The sequence below is a fragment of the Agrobacterium sp. NPDC090273 genome, assembly GCF_044772305.1.
GTDB lineage: Bacteria > Pseudomonadota > Alphaproteobacteria > Rhizobiales > Rhizobiaceae > Agrobacterium.
The window spans coordinates 1,232,298-1,247,742 of sequence record NZ_JBIVYN010000001.1 but is presented as its reverse complement, the minus strand read 5'-3'; the positions used below and the strand labels follow the sequence as shown (position 1 = coordinate 1,247,742).

The following is a 15,445-nucleotide window of genomic DNA, read 5'->3' as shown; positions in this document are numbered from 1 at the left end:
GTTGATGCGCGCCCAGCTTCGACGCTTGTGCAAGAGATGATCCGACAGTCCGCTGCGTGGAATGAAGGAAGGCTCAACCGCGACGTTTGATGGCCCAGCCTTCAGTCCGGTCCTCGACGATGGTTGCGACATCGCCAACGGCGATCCGGCCGATACCCCGGGGAGTGACGTTCCATCCAAACAGCACGCCGGGAACACGTCTATCCGCGGACATACGAATGCGCCCCATGGCCTTCATGGGCGAAGGGACGTCGCGTGAGCCGGTCTGCTGGTCCTGCGTGGTCATGATGCAGCGCGCGCAGGGTTTGACGAGATCGAGCCGGATGCCGCCAATCTCGATGGCAGACCAGCGATCTTCAGCCCAGGCTTCATCGGTTTCCAGCACGATATTGGGACGGAAGCGGTCCATGCCGACGCTGTCTTCACCATTCGCCTGCATATCGCTGTTGAGCGCGGCAAGCGATGCGGTCGTGGTCACGAGTATCTGGTAGCCGTCCGCGAAGGTGACGGGCGTTTCATTGCCGGTCCATTCTAGGCTTGCGATTCGTTCGGCCGACTCATCGAAGAAGACGAGCTTCACATCGCGGCCCAGCCATTCCGAAAGCGTGCCGTTGACCTCATCACCTGCGACTGCGGCATTGACGATGGATTTCCACACCGCCACGTCCATGCGCTGCCCCGATGCAGCAGCGAAAATCTCGGCCTTGCCATCACTGGAAAACCGCATGCCGCCATTTTCATGGAAGGCCAACAATGTTGCTATGGCTGGCAATTCCCGCTGGGTGATGAAATGACCGGAAGGATCGACCAGCATTGCGCGCCGATCGCCCGGCAGGCCTTCTGCGGAAATATCGCTGGCCTGAAGCGGAATGCCACGCCCGCTTTTGAGCGGATAGATGTTGAGTTCGGTAACGCGCATCGTGCTCTCCTCAGATTTCGTCGAGAAACAGGGCCAGCACCTGCTTCAGTCTGTCGTGACGTTCTCTCGCCATGTCCCGTCCTGTCTGTGTCTTGAAGCCATCGGCGAGCTTGAACAGTTTCGTTTCGAAATGATCGATGGCGAAGGCGCGGTCGTCGAGTGGCCTGTCTTTTGCCAGCGGGTCGACAGGATCGTAAAGCGCCGAACCCATACGCCCGGCGATGTAAAAGCATCGCGCCGCACCGACCATGCCGATCGCGTCCAGACGGTCCGCATCCTGAAGGATTTTCGCTTCCAGTGTCTGTGGTTCGATATTGGCCGAGAAGCTGTGGGCCGTAATGGCATGGGTGGCGGCGTCGATCTTTGCCTGTTGCCAGCCCAGAGATGCAAGAATCTCGCTCGCCTTTTCAGCGGCAAGCCGCGAGGCCTGAGAACGAAGCGGCGAGTTTTTCTCGACGGCCACGCAGTCATGCAGAAGTACGCTTGCGGCCAGAACATCCCCATCGCCGCCTTCACCGGAATGGATGCGCATGGCATTGCCGAAAACGCGGTGGATATGGGCAAGGTCGTGTGATCCGTCGCCTACATCAGCGGCATGGGGGATCAATGCTTCGGCAAGCGGTGCGTAGGGGGCAAAGGCGTCTGCGGCAATCATTCCTGCGGCTTCCGTGTCAGGATTTTCTGGTAGAAAAGCCCGATGCCGATCAGCACGACACCAAGCCCGATGAAGGAAAGCGCCCTCAATACACCTTCGAGATTGCTCATGTCGATCAGGAATGCCTTGGCAACGGAGATCAGCACGAAAGCGGCTGAAGCGATACGCAGGCTGCGGGCGTTAAAGCGCGAGCCAAGAACAAGCAAAAGCACGCCAATCAGCAACCACACCACCGAATAGCTGTAGGTTTCGCCCTGCATGAAACCTTTCCATGCGGCGATATTCTCGCCCTGCCAGAAACGCCGGACCGACAGTGTCGCCCAGGCAAAGCCGAGTGCAGCCCCGGCAACGGAAAGAATGCTGACATAGCCGGCGGGCCGGCGCCCCCGCGCATAATAGGCAAGGCCGCCATAGGCGAGCGCCGGCAGCAGATAGCCGATCAACAGCAGATTAAGGAACGGAAGGCGCCCGATATTTTCTCCCGTGATGTACGGGTTGAGAGTGACGAAATGCATCGACAACACGTTGAGGATGGCGATGATGCCGGCGACCATCGAACCGTAACGGAAGACAGGGCTCGGGCTCTTGAGATCGAGGGTCATCAGCACACCAGAGAAGCCGATGGTCAGCAGGGTGTAGATCGACTGCTCCCCGAGCGTCGGTATGCTGTCATCCAGCGTTCCACCATTCATGGCGTGGCGGATGAGGATCGCCACGGCCAGTAGGGCCATCAGGCTGGCAATGGCTTGCAGGAAATTCCTGGCCCGGAAACCCGGCCAGTCACGCAGCAGCCAGGCCGAGGCAACGGCCAGAAGGGCCGGGATGCCGTAACCGGGTAGAAGTGCATTGAACACTGGCGTGGTGCCGAGGTTCTGTGGCCCGACGATGGTTGGCTCCCAGGCAATGCGTCCCAACACGCCGACGCTGGCGATAGCCATGATCCAGGGCAGGGCGTCCCAGTTGCGATAACGTGTTGCCCACACATAGGCAAAACCTAGGACCGACAGCAGTACCGTGGTCGCCAACCCTTGGGTCAGCGTGTGCAAGGACAGCGTAAAGGCGGCAAAAGAGCCGACGAGCAGGACATTGAGTGGAGTACGGTAGGCCGCGTCACCCTGCCTGTGCAGCCATTCCGCGCCACCAATCATGATGGCACCAAGTGCGATGCCGTAGGCAGCATGCAGCCAGTCGCGGCCAAGATTGCCATATTCCACGAAGCTGGCCGTGCCGAGCCAGACCGGGAACAGTGCGGCTATACCCGCCCATAGAATAGCAAAGTCCGGATCTTTCTTGCCGCTGCGTTTCAGGAAGGAGAAACCGCAGAGGATAAGCACGGCGCCAAGCAAGAGCGCTGTCGCGATTTCTGCAGTATATCCTGTCTGAGCCGGAGGGAGCGAGACACCGGTGTTTTCGATCAGGCCGATGAAATCGATGCCGTGCCGGGCCATCAGCGAAGCGGCTGCCTGAGCGCCGAGTGCGGCAAAAATTGCCGGCCACGCACCGTAATGACGGGCGGCACCCAACGCTGCCAGCGCTGCAAGAATGGCGGCAACGGGAATGGCGGGGTGAAGGTTGATTGCAGCACTGCTGAACAGGAACGCCATTGCCGGCAGGACGGCTGCCAGAGACACGACGAGATTGATTGCCAGTGAAGGTCGCGTCAGCAGTCGCAGGGCGCGCAACGCACGCCTTTCAGGCTGTGCATCGTCACGTGGTGCCGGTGGGTTGTCGAGATGTTTGCCGGGCCAGAGCCAGATCGTTCCTGCAATCATCGCAAGCAGGGCAAGTGTTGGCGGGTTGGCATCGACGGAATTGGAAGCGAGGATGTAGCCAAGCGCCCAGAGCCCGAGGCCAGCGGTGGCAAGTGCGGCCACCACGGTCCAGCTTTGTCTGCGGGCCGCAGCTGCCGTCGCCATCCACGACACGGTAAGGAAGATGAACAGTGCCCAGATGTTCGGTGTAGTCGAGGAAATCAGTGCTGGCGTCAGCATCGAACCAAGCAGGCCAAGCCCGGCGAGAGCCTGACCGTGCAGCAGGGAAAGGCCGATGGTGGCAAAAGCGACGACACCGAGCAGAACGAAGGCGCTGGCCGGGCCGATATAGTCGTAGATGCCGTAGGCTGCATAGACCACACCGAAGAGTGTCAGTGCGCCCGCTGCGGTCAAGACGCCCGGGATCATGGCGTTGGCATAGGTCGCCGCGATGCCGGGAACGGCTTTGCGACGGATTGCTTCGCCGGCCCCGCCAAGCAGCAGGCCAAAGAGTGCAGCCAAGGCAAGGCGCACGGCCGGGCTCAAAAGTCCCGCTTCGATCGAATATTTGACAAGGAATATCCCGCCGAGTGCCAGTGCAAGACCGCCGGCCCACACGGCCCAGCGCGCGCCGAGCAGGCTCTCGAAGCTTTCCTTGGGTGGGGGTGCTGCGACGGTGTCTTCGGCTGGTGCGGAAATCGGGCTGTCGGCCGCTCCCGTGTCTTCTTCTGCCGTCGCCTGTGTGTCGACCGCTTCTGGCGTGTCGTCAGCTTGGAAGGCTGATGCGTCTTCTACCGCCTCCGCCTCTTGTACTGACGGCGCAGCTTGCCCTCCCGCAACGACCGGCGCGGTGCCTGCCGCGACGGTTGCGCCACGCGCCATCAACATTTTCAACTCGCGGATGTCGCGTTCCAGCGACTTGATACGCCGCGAGTTGCGGATGCTTGCGGCAACCGTGTAGATGAAGGCCACGACAAAGGCGAGAAAGAGAAGCGGGATTTCCAAACAGAAGCCTCCGGTTATGGAGCTGTTTTTAAATCCTTTTTCGTCGCCTTATGCAAGAGCTGCGGGTCTTTCGGCAACCAGCCAGCGTTGGGCAGCCTCAATGTCTGCAAAACCCAGATCGTGCCCGTCTTCGACCGTTTCCAGTCCTGCCTGTGCGCCCGTCGCCGCCAGTTGCCGTTGCAGATCCGTCGATCTGTCGCGGTACTTGTCCCGGCCTCCGGCAACAATCAGCAGGTTTTTCCCGGAAAGATTGGCCTCCGGCCAGACATCGAGAACAGGCATCGGGCGATAAAGCAGCGCGTCTCCGGCCAGCTCCGGATGAAGCGCGGCAAATGCCGTATAGAAATTGGCGCCGTTCGAATGGCCGATATAGCGCAATTTTGTGCGGTCGAGACCGTAGGAACTGATCGCACCTTCAATGAAGGCCGCAAAGGCTTCCGCTTCCGAAACGATATCCTTCTGGTCGAATGAGAAGTTCGGATACCGGCGGAACCAGCGCGCAACGCCTTCTTCGGTGCTGCGCCCGCGCACACCGAGAAGTGTCGCGCCGGGCGCCACGCGATGCGCCAGCGGCATCAGGCTCGTTTCGCTGCCGCCGGAACCATGCAGCAGGACCAGCGTGCTGCCGTCAGGCTGATCGGGCGTATAGAAGCGGTGGATGAACGGTAACTCCCGGTAAATGACACGCTCCTCCTCCGGCATGGAAAATTGCGGCAGGGAGACGCTCACGTCTGCTTCATCCTTCATGAAGAGTGGCGGAATGAACAGCTTTTCACCAAGTCTTTCCAACGGCTCATCCACGTTCATGCCCGGCGCATCGGTTGCCATTTCGATCAGAACACCGCCCGGTTCTCGAACGTAGAGCGAATGGAAATATTTCCGGTCATGGGCATTTGTCGTGCTGGAGTTCAGGGCCTTGAGGCCTGCCAGAACATTGTTCAGGTCGTCCATATCCTCGGCACGGAATGCGATGTGATCGACCGTGCCGGTGCCAGGCGCACTCGACCAGAAACCCGTCGCGTCACGCACGTCGATGATATCGCCGCTTTCCGAGGTCATGCGTTGAATGCTTCCAACCCGCTCGTCGCCGCGATAGCCGAAATGCCGCGAAAGAAATGCTGCGGTTTCCTCGGGAACTTCGCTCAGCACCGTCGCGCCGTAGATACGGCGAATGCCATCTTCGCGCGAGATGTCTTTCGTTGCATGGACATGCGCGTTGTCGAAAGCGGTGGAGCCAACGAGCTTGAGGATGATGCCGTCCGGGTCTTTCAGACGGATCACCGGCTGACCAAACTCCTCCACCGGCCCTTCGGTGCGGATACCGAATCTCAGAGCGCGCGTCAGCCAGAAGCCAATGCTCGCAGGATCGATCGCCATCGACACCTCCAGTGTCTGGCCATAGCCGACGCGTCCCTGGCCGCCATCTTCCCAGACGAGAAACGTCATCAGCGAGCCGGGGGAGCCGATCTCGTCGCCGTAAATCAGGTGAAGCTGCATTGCGTCTTCAAACCCGGCGGTTCTTTTCACCAGCCGAAGCCCCAGAAAGCCAGCGTAGAAGTCTACGTTCGCCTGCACTTTGCGGGTGATCATGGTGATATGGTGTATGCCCAAAGCCGAAGTCATTGTCTCTGCCCCACTGAATGTTGTGGTTCTTTCTGTCGCAAGCTGCCCCTGTTCGGCAATCCCGGCAAATGAGAACGATGTGTTCTCATTGTGAACAACGGTGAGGCGGAACTACGACGCAATCATTGCGTAGAAACCGGGCGTATTGCCCTTAAAAGTAGATGCTGATGCTTATAAAATAAGCATACAAAATCATGATGATTTTGTATGCAATTTTGACTTGCCTTGACGGGTTGAATTGGTTCTTATGCGACCAATTCAACAAAAACCTTCAAGGGGGAATATATCATGATCACGCGTAGACTGCTGTCTAAAGCTTTGGCGATCGCAACGATTGGCGTTGCCGCCGGTGTGTCCATGCCGGTCACCAGCGCGCTTGCCGAAACGCCGATCAAGTTCACGCTCGACTGGAAGTTCGAAGGCCCTGCGGCTGGTTTCCTTCTTGCTCTCGACAAGGGATACTTCAAGGCTGAAGGCCTCGACGTGACGATCGACACCGGCAATGGTTCGGTCGAGGCGATTCCGCGCGTTGCAACCGGCGCCTATCAGATGGGATTCGGTGATATCAACTCGCTGATGAAGTTCCTGGACGAAGACCCAAGCCAGAAGATCAAGGCCGTCTACATGGTCTATGAGCGCCCAACATTTGCGGTCGTTGGCCGCAAGTCGCTTGGCGTAACCGATGATCCGAAGTCGCTGGAAGGCAAGAAGCTCGGCGCGCCTCCACCGGACGGCGCTTTTGCACAGTGGGCCGCCTTCAAAAAGGTCGCAGGTCTGGATGACAGCAAGATCGCCATCGAGTCGATCGGCTTTCCGGTGCGCGAACCGATGCTTGCCAAAGGCGATGTCGATGGCGTTTTCGGTTTTGCATTCTCCGTTATCCTGAACCTCAAGAAGCAGGGTATCACCGATGACGATATCTCCACGATCCTGATGGCCGAGCACGGCTTGAATCTGTATGGCAACTCGGTGCTCGTAAACACTGATTTCGCTGAAAAAAATCCGGAAGCTGTGAAGGGCTTTCTGAAAGCGCTGGCAAAGGGCTTCGCCGATTCCGTCAAGAACCCGGAAGAAGGCGTGGCTGCCGTATTGAAGCGCAACGAAACACTGGACAGCGCAATCGAGCTGGAACGCCTGAATATGGCCAACAGCATGAACATCAAGACACCTTACGTCGTTGAAAACGGCATGGGCGGCGTTGATCCTGCAAGACTTTCCGCCTCCATCGATACGCTCAAGATTTCCATGGGCCTCAAGGGCAACGTCAAGGCCGAACAGGTCTTCGACGCTGGTTACCTGCCGGCCAAGGAAGAGCGCATGCTTCCTTGAATGAATGCTGTTCACCCGGCCCTGGTGATACCGGGCCGGGTGATTTCGCATTTTTCGTGAATGACAGCTTTGGGGGGCTGAAAAGGGGACTTCGATGTCACATCTCGTGGAAATTGATAATGTCGACATGCGCTATGGCGGTGCGGCAGGAACGCTCGCCGTATCGGGCCTGAATCTCAGAGTAGACAAGGGCGAATTCGCCGCAGTCGTCGGTCCGTCCGGATGCGGTAAATCGACACTGATGAAGCTGGTAACCGGCCTGCACATTCCGCAAAAGGGCAATGTGGTCGTAGCCGGTCGGCAGGTTACAGAACCCGTCTCCATTGTCGGCATGGCGTTCCAGAACCCGACGATGCTGCCCTGGCGCACCACGCTTGAAAACATTCTTCTGCCGCTCGAGATCGTTGAAAAGCATCGTCATCGCCTGCGCTCGCACAAGGCGGATTACGTCGCCAAGGCCGAACGACTGCTGGAGATCGTCGGGTTGAAGGGATTCGGATCGAAATACCCCTGGCAGCTTTCCGGTGGTATGCAGCAACGCGCCAACCTCTGCCGTGCCCTGATCCACGAGCCCGATCTGCTGATGCTGGATGAACCGTTTGGTGCGCTCGACGCCTTTACGCGCGAAGAGCTGTGGTGCGTGATCCGCGACCTGCATTCTGCGCAACGCGTCACCATTATTCTTGTGACGCATGACCTGCGCGAAGCGGTATTTCTGGCCGACAAGATCTTTGTCATGAGTGCACGGCCTGGACGCGTACTCGCCGAACACAAGGTGCCTTTCGCCCGTCCACGCCAGCTTGGCATCATGTACGATCAGAGTTTCAACGACATGGTACAGGCACTGCACGGCGAGATCGCGCAGGCAAGGGTGGCAGCATGAGCACGATCGTTGAAAGCAATATCGCGGAAGAGCCCGCAAAGCCGCTGATCGCCCGCGTCAACTGGGTCAAGGCTGCACCGTGGCTCTACACGCTGGCCCTGTTTGCTGCGTGGGAACTCCTGGTCTACGCCCTGAAAATGCCACCGACCATTCTGCCGTCGCCGACACGTGTGGCGCAGGCGATTATTCAATATTGGTCGCCGATCTGGAAAAACTCGCTGCAGACGCTCTATACGACAACGCTTGGTTTTGCGCTTGCCGTCGTTGCCGGCCTGGGCATCGGCCTGTTCATCGGTTGGTCGAAGACGATCTATGCCGGACTTTATCCGCTGATGATCGGCTTTAACGCCATCCCGAAGGTGGCGCTTGTACCGATCCTCGTCATCTGGTTCGGAATTGGTACCGTGCCTGCTGTTCTGACCGCTTTCCTGATTTCCTTCTTCCCCATCGTCGTCAACGTTGCCACTGGCCTCGCCACCATCGAGCCGGAAACGGAAGACGTGCTGCGCGCGCTTGGCGCGAAGAAGATGGATATCATGTTGAAGGTCGGCATACCGCGTTCGATGCCCTATTTCTTCGGCTCGCTGAAAATCGCCATCACGCTGGCCTTTGTCGGTTCCGTCGTCTCGGAGACGGTCGCCTCCAACTATGGCCTCGGCAACATGATGAGTTCGGCACAGAGCCAGTTCAATGTGCCCCTGGTTTTTGCCGGCCTGCTGATGCTCGCCGTCGAAGGGATCGTCATGTACGCGATCATGGCCTGGATCGAAAAGCGCATGACCGGCTGGGCGCATCGTTCGACAATGGGGCAATGAGGCCACGAAAGATCAAAGAAAAAGGCCGGAGCGATCCGGCCTTTTTTGCATTTAGGGTTATCAGTATCATGCCGTCTGTGCGTTGATTTCCGCTTTCCAGACATTGAACGCCAGCTTCATAGCCTTGGTCACGTCACGTGTGGTGGTGAAGAAGTTCTCGCTCCGTACCCAGTAACGCAATTTCAGCGTTGCGCCGTCTGCATTGATGGAATCGACGAAGACCACCGGTGCCGGGTCGAGCAGCACACGGCTTTCGGAGCGCACGACCTTCATCAGCATGTCCTGCGCGTCTGCGAGATCCTCGTCATTTTTTACCGTCAGGCTCAGTTCGTGGCGGCGGGAGGGGAAGCGGCTGTAGTTGGTGATCGGCACGTTCCACAGCGTCGAATTCGGCGCCAGACGGTAGAGACCTTCGCTGGTCTTCAGTTCTGTTGCGAACAGACCGATCTCGATGATCGTACCATTGACCGTCGACGTTTCGATATATTCGCCGACGCGGAATGGACGCAGCACCAGCAGCATGATGCCGGCTGCAATGTTCTGCAGCGTGCCCTGAAGCGCGAGACCGATGGCGAGACCGGCAGCACCCAGTGCCGCCAGAATGGAGGCTGTCTGCACGCCGAACTGGCCGAGCACCATGACGATAACGAGAACGAGAATGACGTAGCGAATGGCTCCGGCAAAGAAGCCCGCCAGCGTGGCATCAAATCCGCGAATGCGGGAAAGGCCCTGAAACGCCCAGCGTTGCAGGAACGTCGCGGCCAGCCAGCCGACGATGAGCAGCAGAAGCGCGCCGACCACAGAGAAGGAGTATTGAACGGCCATCGCGCTCGCCTGTCGCAACGCTGCCTGCGATGCGACGATGATATCCGTTGCCTGTTGTTCCATAAGGTGTCCCGTGATTTTTATTGCAGTTCAGGTTTGGTAACGAACGGGCGCCGCGAGGGTTCCGAAAAATGCGGCCCGTTAATCCACAAGTGGCAGTACGAAAGGCACATTGCCGTCCGTATCGGCGCCGCGCCCGATTGCCTTGATCGCCGCAACCAGCCTGCCGTCGCGCCCAAGCAGTCGGTCGCCGATTTCGATGATCCGCGCGTTAGGCGTCGCGTAAGGCGAGGCGGCGCGCAGGCGTGCGGCAAGTGCTTTTTCGTCCTGATCGGGGAAGAGGCTGAGTGCGGCAATAACGGCCGCCGCAGGTGAGCGTGACACGCCCATCCAGCAGTGGACGAGTAGCGGTGCCGACTGGTCCCACCCGGCTGCGAAATCGATAAGCCGTTGGATATGGGCGTCATCTGGCGCGACGAGATCGCCGGTTCCCTTGAAGGTAATGTCGTTCATGGCAAGCGTCAGATGCCGCTCGGCTGAAATGACGGCCGGCCGATGGAACGATTGCTCCTTGGCAATCAATGTCACCATTTCGCGAGACTTGTGCCTCACCGCCATTTCGGCAATGCGCGACAGGGGAGATACGATGATGGCCGTCATGCAGCGCCGCTCTTATGTGTGTTGCGCAGCGCTTCGATTGTTTCGAAACGCTCAATGAACAGGCGCTGCGCCTCGATTGCCGGCAGTGGAACGATGTCGAGCATGTCACGCGTAAAACCGCGTGGCGTGCCGAAGAATTTTTGCGCCTCGGGAATGGAAAATCCCGCCAGTTCTGTCGCCTCGAAATAGGCGGCAGCCGTGTCCGCTTTCTTGATCAGGTCCTTCAGATCACGGGTGGGGTGTGGCGGCAGGCCAAAGCGCAGATGAATGGCGGCTTCCAGTCTTTTTTCGACGCTCTTGTAGCCACCGCCGACGACCGATTTGAAAGGAGAGATCATGTCGCCGATCACATATTCGGGGGCATCGTGCAAAAGCGCCATCTGCATGTCTTCGGGCGTCGCATCCGTGCACATCAGGTAAAAGATCGCTTCAACGACCAGGCAATGCTGCGCCACCGAAAAGGCATGATCGCCCTTCGTCTGACCGTTCCAGCGTGCGACGCGGGCAAGCCCATGGGCAATGTCGGCAATTTCGACATCGAGAGGAGAGGGATCGAGCAGATCGAGGCGTCTGCCGGACAGCATCCGTTGCCAGGCGCGCGGGCTTTTCGCAGGCGCCACCGTCAGTCCTCCGCGCCAGCGGCGGGGTCCGCAACGGGGAAGGAAAGGCCGCTCCATTCCGGCAGGTGCATCGTCACCGCCGTCTCTCCGGCAAACATCGGTGTTCCGGACGCAAGAGCATCGGCAACGCGGTCGGTACGGACAATCGCCAGTGCCTTGGTGCCGTTGACGGTCCCGAGTGCGCCAAATGGCTTTCCACCTGCCGTCATAGCCGTGCCGCTGGCGGGAAGGTTGCCATCCGCTTCAACGATCACAACGCGACGACGCGCTGTTCCACGGTGTTTCATGCGCGAGACGACTTCCTGACCGACAAAGCAGCCCTTCTTGAAGGAAACGCCGTCATTGACGTCCATCAGCACATCATGCGGAAAAGCGTCCTGCAGGGCGTAATCGTCACCGGATTCGACAATGCCGGTTTCGACACGCAGCGCGTTGTAAGCCGCTACGTCGCCAGACGCGGCGCTACCCGCCAGACGGTAGAGATCGACGCTGGCCTTGGCGAAACGGCCGTCCTTCACCGCGCCTTGCGGCGCGGGTTCATTCCAGAACACGCTGACGCCTTCGGCTGCTTCAGCCTTGAGATCGACAGGCGCACGCAGTTTGTACATCGTCAGACGACGAAGCAGGGCATCCTGTTCACCGACACCTGTTTCGATAAGGAAGTCGGAACCGTCGCGGGCAATCAGGAAATCAAAGAGGATTTTCCCCTGTGGGGTTAGCAGCGCACTGGCGCGCGCTTCCGCCTCTGGCAAAATCTCGATATCGGTTGTGATGAGGTTGTTCAGAAATTCCGCAGCACCGGTGCCGGAAACTCTGATCTGGCGGCGGTTGGCAAGAAAAGCGGAGGGCATGGCTTCACCGTTCGGTTTGTCTGAAGCGCCGGACCTCCCTGCGGATGCCGCAGAGGGACGCTTCTATCCATCTGTTTCCACGCAACTCCAAATAAAACGACGAGCGCTTTTCACGAAGTTGCCTCGTTTCGCACAGTTAGGATTTTTGCGCGCAGACGGCAAGCGTCGGACGACCCTCAGTCGCCCGCCGTGAAAAATTTCCATTTACCGTCAGGCGAAATGCCGATGCGGTAGAAGCTGTAGTTGCCGAACTCCTGCATATCGGCCAGGTCACCGGCCGTGATGATGCGCAGCAATTCCACCTTTTCCGGTGCAGTCAGCGTATTCAGCGCTTTGCCGGCGAAATAGGGGAAGACGTAGGCTTCATCCGGTGTACCAGCGTCCATATGCGCATAGCCGGTGGACAGCAGGTCAATGATGATGGCCAGAACTTCGAGACCGTCGGGGTCGCCGGAGAAACTTTTCAGGGCCGCAATCGGATCGTCGTCGTCACTGCCTTCGATGCGTGCCTGATTCGAACCGGATGTGATCAGAGGGCGCAGCTTCTCGATGTCGCCCGAAGCGGCAGCGTCGATGATCTGCTGGCGAAGCTTGCGAACGGCTTCCGGAGCCTTGCTGAAATCGTGCTCGACCGTCACCGACATTTCCGATGCACCATTCTGGGACCCCGCTGCCGCATTCGAATTGGCAGATCGGTCAACCAGCGGGTCGGGCATCGGAATGCCTTCCGAATCACCTTCGATTTCGTCGGGTTCGGGTGCCTGTTCCTGCTCCTGTGCCGGCTGCTCGCCGGTCTGGGCCTGAGGCGCGTTCTCAGCACCAGGTGCCGGTTTCAATTCGGACAAGGCAAATGCGAGATTGGGCGTGCCGGCCGACACAACCGTGACGGCAAGCAAAATGGAGAGGGCGGCAGAAGACCGCAAAAGCCTCTTGCTCAGGCAAGACATCATAGAACTCCGGCTTTTACTGTATCACCCGCTGCGGCGAAAACTCGCCAGCAAGCATACGCTGGCGCAGCGATTCCAGCATGGCTTCCGCGCCAGCTTCACCGTGGATACGGATGGTCTCGCGCATGGCCAGAGCGATGGCGGCATCGGCGATGATTTCCGGCTCGATGCCGTCTGCCATGCCGTCAGCCCAGGCTTCGTTCTGGTGTTCCAGAGCGACCTGCATCTTTTCGTGCACGATCATATCGTCGATTTCGTTACGGCTTGTCTGCATCTTTCATCCTCGACAGGGCGGGCAAGTCGTTACCACCCTGTTAACAACACTAACAGCCTTTTATCAAAACGGCACGGGCTGCGGCGAAAAGAGGTTAATAAATCTCTAATTTCCGAACCTGGACGCGATTTCCTGAGCGAGTGTTGCCCCTTCGTTACGGTAGTTCTCTTCTGCCACGACCGCGGCCTGCGTGCAACTGGTGTGAATAGCCGCAAAAGAGCGGTATCCACGGTTGAATGCAGCAGTCATTCTTTGACGTCGTTCCGGCTCGTTGGCCGTATCGGCCGCCAAAAGGTCGCTCATGGGTTTGCGCCAGTCTTCAGCGCCGGGAGAGGGGCACAATGTCCTCAGATATTGCACAGCTCCCAATATTTCCGAAAGCCGCGCCAGTTTGTCGTCATAGGGAGCAGGCTTGTTGGGCGCTGCCGACGCCGGTGCTGTCACCTTCGGAGACGTGCCAACCGGCTGCGCCACGACAGCGCTGATCGACCCGCCAAAAGCGAGACTTGCAGCAAAAAGGGACAGGAAAATGGTTTTCGGCATAGTAATCGCGTTTTGCCCCACACATACTCGTGAACACCCGGCGGGCCGCCGACTGGTTCTAAATAATAGCGATTCTGGCTGGTATGCAATCACCGCAGGATGCGTTCGGCACATTCTACAACGCTTTCGGGCGCCGGTAGGCGGCGTATTTCGTCCAGCGTGAACCATCCGGCCTCAGCCGCGTCATCACTTGCCGTCGCTATCACGCCTTCATCTGTCTCGACAGTAAAAACAGAGAGAAAATAATGGCTTGTCAGCGTGCCTGATTCGTTGCGCGAAGGCAGATCGTATGTGGCAAACAGCTCCGGTTTGCGGGCGACGATGCCGGTTTCTTCCTCGAGTTCACGCAGTGCTGTCTCCGCTGGCGTTTCGCCGTCCTCACCCCGTCCACCGGGGAAGGCAAACATGTCTCTGGATGGCGGATTGATGCGGCGGATGAGAAGCAACCGGTCGCCGTTGCGAACAATGGCAGAAGAAGCGGCGCGCGGTTTTATGCGGATTGTCATGAAAATATGTCGCCTCTTGCTCTGTGCCGGACCATGCCGGTAAACGGTATGTGCATTGTTCATCGCGCGTCCATGACACTATCATTTTCGCCGGGGAATCGATTGTCACTCTGCACACAAAAGACGGTTGAATGAAGGTTTATGTCATCTACGCCGCGGCAGCCCTGGCGGAAATCGCTGGCTGTTTCGCGTTCTGGGCCTGGCTAAAGCTCGACAGGTCCATTTGGGTTCTGGCTCCCGGCATGGTGGCGCTGGCAGCATTTGCATGGTTGTTGACGTTGGTGCCAAGCGAAGCAGCAGGACGGGCCTATGCCGCGTATGGTGGGATCTACATCGTTGCATCGCTTGCCTGGCTTTGGGGCGTGGAAGGGCATATGCCCGATCGCTGGGATGTTGCAGGCGGCGTCGTCTGCCTTGCCGGATCGGCTCTCATCCTGTTCGGTCCAAGGGTTTAGAGGACAACACGCATGTGCGGACGTTTCGTATTGACCTCGACACCGGAAGAGATTGCCGAATATCTCGACCTGATAGGGCTCGATACCTTTCCGGCCCGATATAACATTGCACCGACGCAGCCGATCATTGTGGTAGTCGAGGGGGAGCGGCAGGAAAAAGGCAGCAACCTGCCGAACCGTCAGGCCGTTCTGGTCCGCTGGGGTTTTTTGCCGGGTTGGGTGAAAGAACCGAAGGATTTCCCGCTTCTCATTAACGCCAGATCTGAAACAGCAATCGGCAAGGCGTCCTTCCGTGCAGCGATGCGTCATCGACGTGTGCTGGTGCCGGCAACCGGCTTTTATGAATGGCGTCGGCCTCCGAAAGAGGAGGGCGGCAAACCGCAGCCTTACTTTATCCGTCCCAGGCGTGGCGGCATCGTCGCCTTTGCTGGTTTGATGGAGACGTGGTCGTCTGCCGATGGTTCGGAAGTCGATACGGGGGCGATTCTCACGACCGCTGCCAATGCAACGGTCGGGCGCATTCACGATCGCATGCCGGTGGTCATCTCGCCAGAGGATTTCAGCCGCTGGCTGGATTGCAAGACGCAAGAGCCGCGCGCCGTTGCCGACCTGATGAAACCCGTAGAGGACGATTTTTTTGAGATGATCCCCGTCTCGGACAAGGTGAACAAGGTCGCCAATGTCGGCGCGGATCTGATTGAAGCTGTTGAGGAAAAACAACCTCTGCCGAAGGTCAAACCGGCAAAAGACAACGGCCAGATGTCACTCTTCTGAAGCAATGACG

Annotated in this window: 17 protein-coding genes; 5 read left to right on the top strand and 12 right to left on the bottom strand. The window is 58.6% G+C overall.

What is annotated here, in order from left to right:
• Positions 1–73: 73 nt before the first annotated feature.
• Genes ACIQT8_RS06190 through ACIQT8_RS06175 form a run of 4 tightly spaced genes read right to left on the bottom strand, consistent with a single transcriptional unit; the run spans position 74 to position 5,953 of the window.
• Positions 74–919, bottom strand: coding sequence for an MOSC domain-containing protein (locus tag ACIQT8_RS06190; protein WP_400964266.1), 846 nt, complete (start codon positions 917–919; stop codon positions 74–76).
• Between the two features lie 10 nt (positions 920–929).
• Positions 930–1,574, bottom strand: a complete 645-nt coding sequence (locus tag ACIQT8_RS06185) for an HD domain-containing protein (protein WP_400964264.1) — start codon at positions 1,572–1,574, stop codon at positions 930–932.
• Entirely contained in the window at positions 1,571–4,330 is a 2,760-nt protein-coding gene (locus tag ACIQT8_RS06180; RefSeq protein WP_400964262.1) for a DUF2339 domain-containing protein, read from the bottom strand. The genes ACIQT8_RS06185 and ACIQT8_RS06180 overlap by 4 nt, the downstream gene beginning before the upstream one ends.
• 48 nt (positions 4,331–4,378) lie before the next feature.
• Positions 4,379–5,953: a VOC family protein gene (locus tag ACIQT8_RS06175; protein WP_400964260.1), complete on the bottom strand. Its 1,575-nt coding sequence runs from the start codon at positions 5,951–5,953 to the stop codon at positions 4,379–4,381.
• A gap of 288 nt (positions 5,954–6,241) precedes the next feature.
• On the opposite strand from ACIQT8_RS06175, the gene ACIQT8_RS06170 reads away from it, so the two are divergent.
• From ACIQT8_RS06170 to ACIQT8_RS06160, 3 genes are all read left to right on the top strand, one after another.
• Positions 6,242–7,282 (top strand): ABC transporter substrate-binding protein, encoded by a 1,041-nt coding sequence (locus ACIQT8_RS06170; protein ID WP_262525123.1) that lies wholly within the window; start codon positions 6,242–6,244, stop codon positions 7,280–7,282.
• Positions 7,283–7,376: 94 nt separating this feature from the next.
• Positions 7,377–8,165 (top strand): ABC transporter ATP-binding protein, encoded by a 789-nt coding sequence (locus ACIQT8_RS06165; protein ID WP_262525124.1) that lies wholly within the window; start codon positions 7,377–7,379, stop codon positions 8,163–8,165.
• The gene (locus tag ACIQT8_RS06160) at positions 8,162–8,980 is read left to right on the top strand and encodes an ABC transporter permease (RefSeq protein ID WP_262525125.1); all 819 of its coding nucleotides are present in this window, start codon (positions 8,162–8,164) and stop codon (positions 8,978–8,980) included. The genes ACIQT8_RS06165 and ACIQT8_RS06160 overlap by 4 nt, the downstream gene beginning before the upstream one ends.
• A gap of 66 nt (positions 8,981–9,046) precedes the next feature.
• On the opposite strand, the gene ACIQT8_RS06155 is transcribed toward ACIQT8_RS06160, so the two are convergent.
• The 8 genes from ACIQT8_RS06155 to ACIQT8_RS06120 all read right to left on the bottom strand — a co-directional run bounded on the left by ACIQT8_RS06155 (position 9,047) and on the right by ACIQT8_RS06120 (position 14,206).
• Positions 9,047–9,868 carry a mechanosensitive ion channel family protein gene (locus ACIQT8_RS06155; RefSeq protein ID WP_262525126.1) on the bottom strand — a complete coding sequence of 274 codons (822 nt, stop codon included), beginning with the start codon at positions 9,866–9,868 and terminating at the stop codon, positions 9,047–9,049.
• A gap of 78 nt (positions 9,869–9,946) precedes the next feature.
• Positions 9,947–10,465, bottom strand: coding sequence for a tyrosine phosphatase family protein (locus ACIQT8_RS06150; RefSeq protein ID WP_400964257.1), 519 nt, complete (start codon positions 10,463–10,465; stop codon positions 9,947–9,949).
• Positions 10,462–11,085 (bottom strand): YfbR-like 5'-deoxynucleotidase, encoded by a 624-nt coding sequence (locus ACIQT8_RS06145; RefSeq protein ID WP_400964255.1) that lies wholly within the window; start codon positions 11,083–11,085, stop codon positions 10,462–10,464. The genes ACIQT8_RS06150 and ACIQT8_RS06145 overlap by 4 nt, the downstream gene beginning before the upstream one ends.
• A 2-nt stretch (positions 11,086–11,087) precedes the next feature.
• Positions 11,088–11,936 (bottom strand): YgfZ/GcvT domain-containing protein, encoded by an 849-nt coding sequence (locus ACIQT8_RS06140; protein ID WP_400964253.1) that lies wholly within the window; start codon positions 11,934–11,936, stop codon positions 11,088–11,090.
• Between the two features lie 176 nt (positions 11,937–12,112).
• On the bottom strand, positions 12,113–12,883 hold the full coding sequence (locus tag ACIQT8_RS06135) for a hypothetical protein (RefSeq protein WP_400964252.1): 771 nt from the start codon (positions 12,881–12,883) through the stop codon (positions 12,113–12,115).
• Positions 12,884–12,899: 16 nt separating this feature from the next.
• Positions 12,900–13,157 (bottom strand): hypothetical protein, encoded by a 258-nt coding sequence (locus tag ACIQT8_RS06130; RefSeq protein ID WP_138795739.1) that lies wholly within the window; start codon positions 13,155–13,157, stop codon positions 12,900–12,902.
• A 105-nt stretch (positions 13,158–13,262) separates the two neighbouring features.
• On the bottom strand, positions 13,263–13,700 hold the full coding sequence (locus ACIQT8_RS06125) for a TIGR02301 family protein (RefSeq protein ID WP_400964250.1): 438 nt from the start codon (positions 13,698–13,700) through the stop codon (positions 13,263–13,265).
• Between the two features lie 89 nt (positions 13,701–13,789).
• Positions 13,790–14,206, bottom strand: coding sequence for an NUDIX hydrolase (locus ACIQT8_RS06120; protein WP_400964248.1), 417 nt, complete (start codon positions 14,204–14,206; stop codon positions 13,790–13,792).
• A gap of 131 nt (positions 14,207–14,337) precedes the next feature.
• Here ACIQT8_RS06120 and ACIQT8_RS06115 point away from each other — a divergent pair, with 131 nt between their 5' ends.
• Together ACIQT8_RS06115 and ACIQT8_RS06110 are read left to right on the top strand one after the other, a co-directional pair.
• A complete protein-coding gene (locus tag ACIQT8_RS06115; RefSeq protein ID WP_138795737.1) occupies positions 14,338–14,661 on the top strand; it encodes a YnfA family protein in 324 nt (107 codons plus the stop codon).
• Between the two features lie 12 nt (positions 14,662–14,673).
• Positions 14,674–15,435 carry an SOS response-associated peptidase gene (locus tag ACIQT8_RS06110; protein WP_400964246.1) on the top strand — a complete coding sequence of 254 codons (762 nt, stop codon included), beginning with the start codon at positions 14,674–14,676 and terminating at the stop codon, positions 15,433–15,435.
• Positions 15,436–15,445 lie beyond the last annotated feature (10 nt).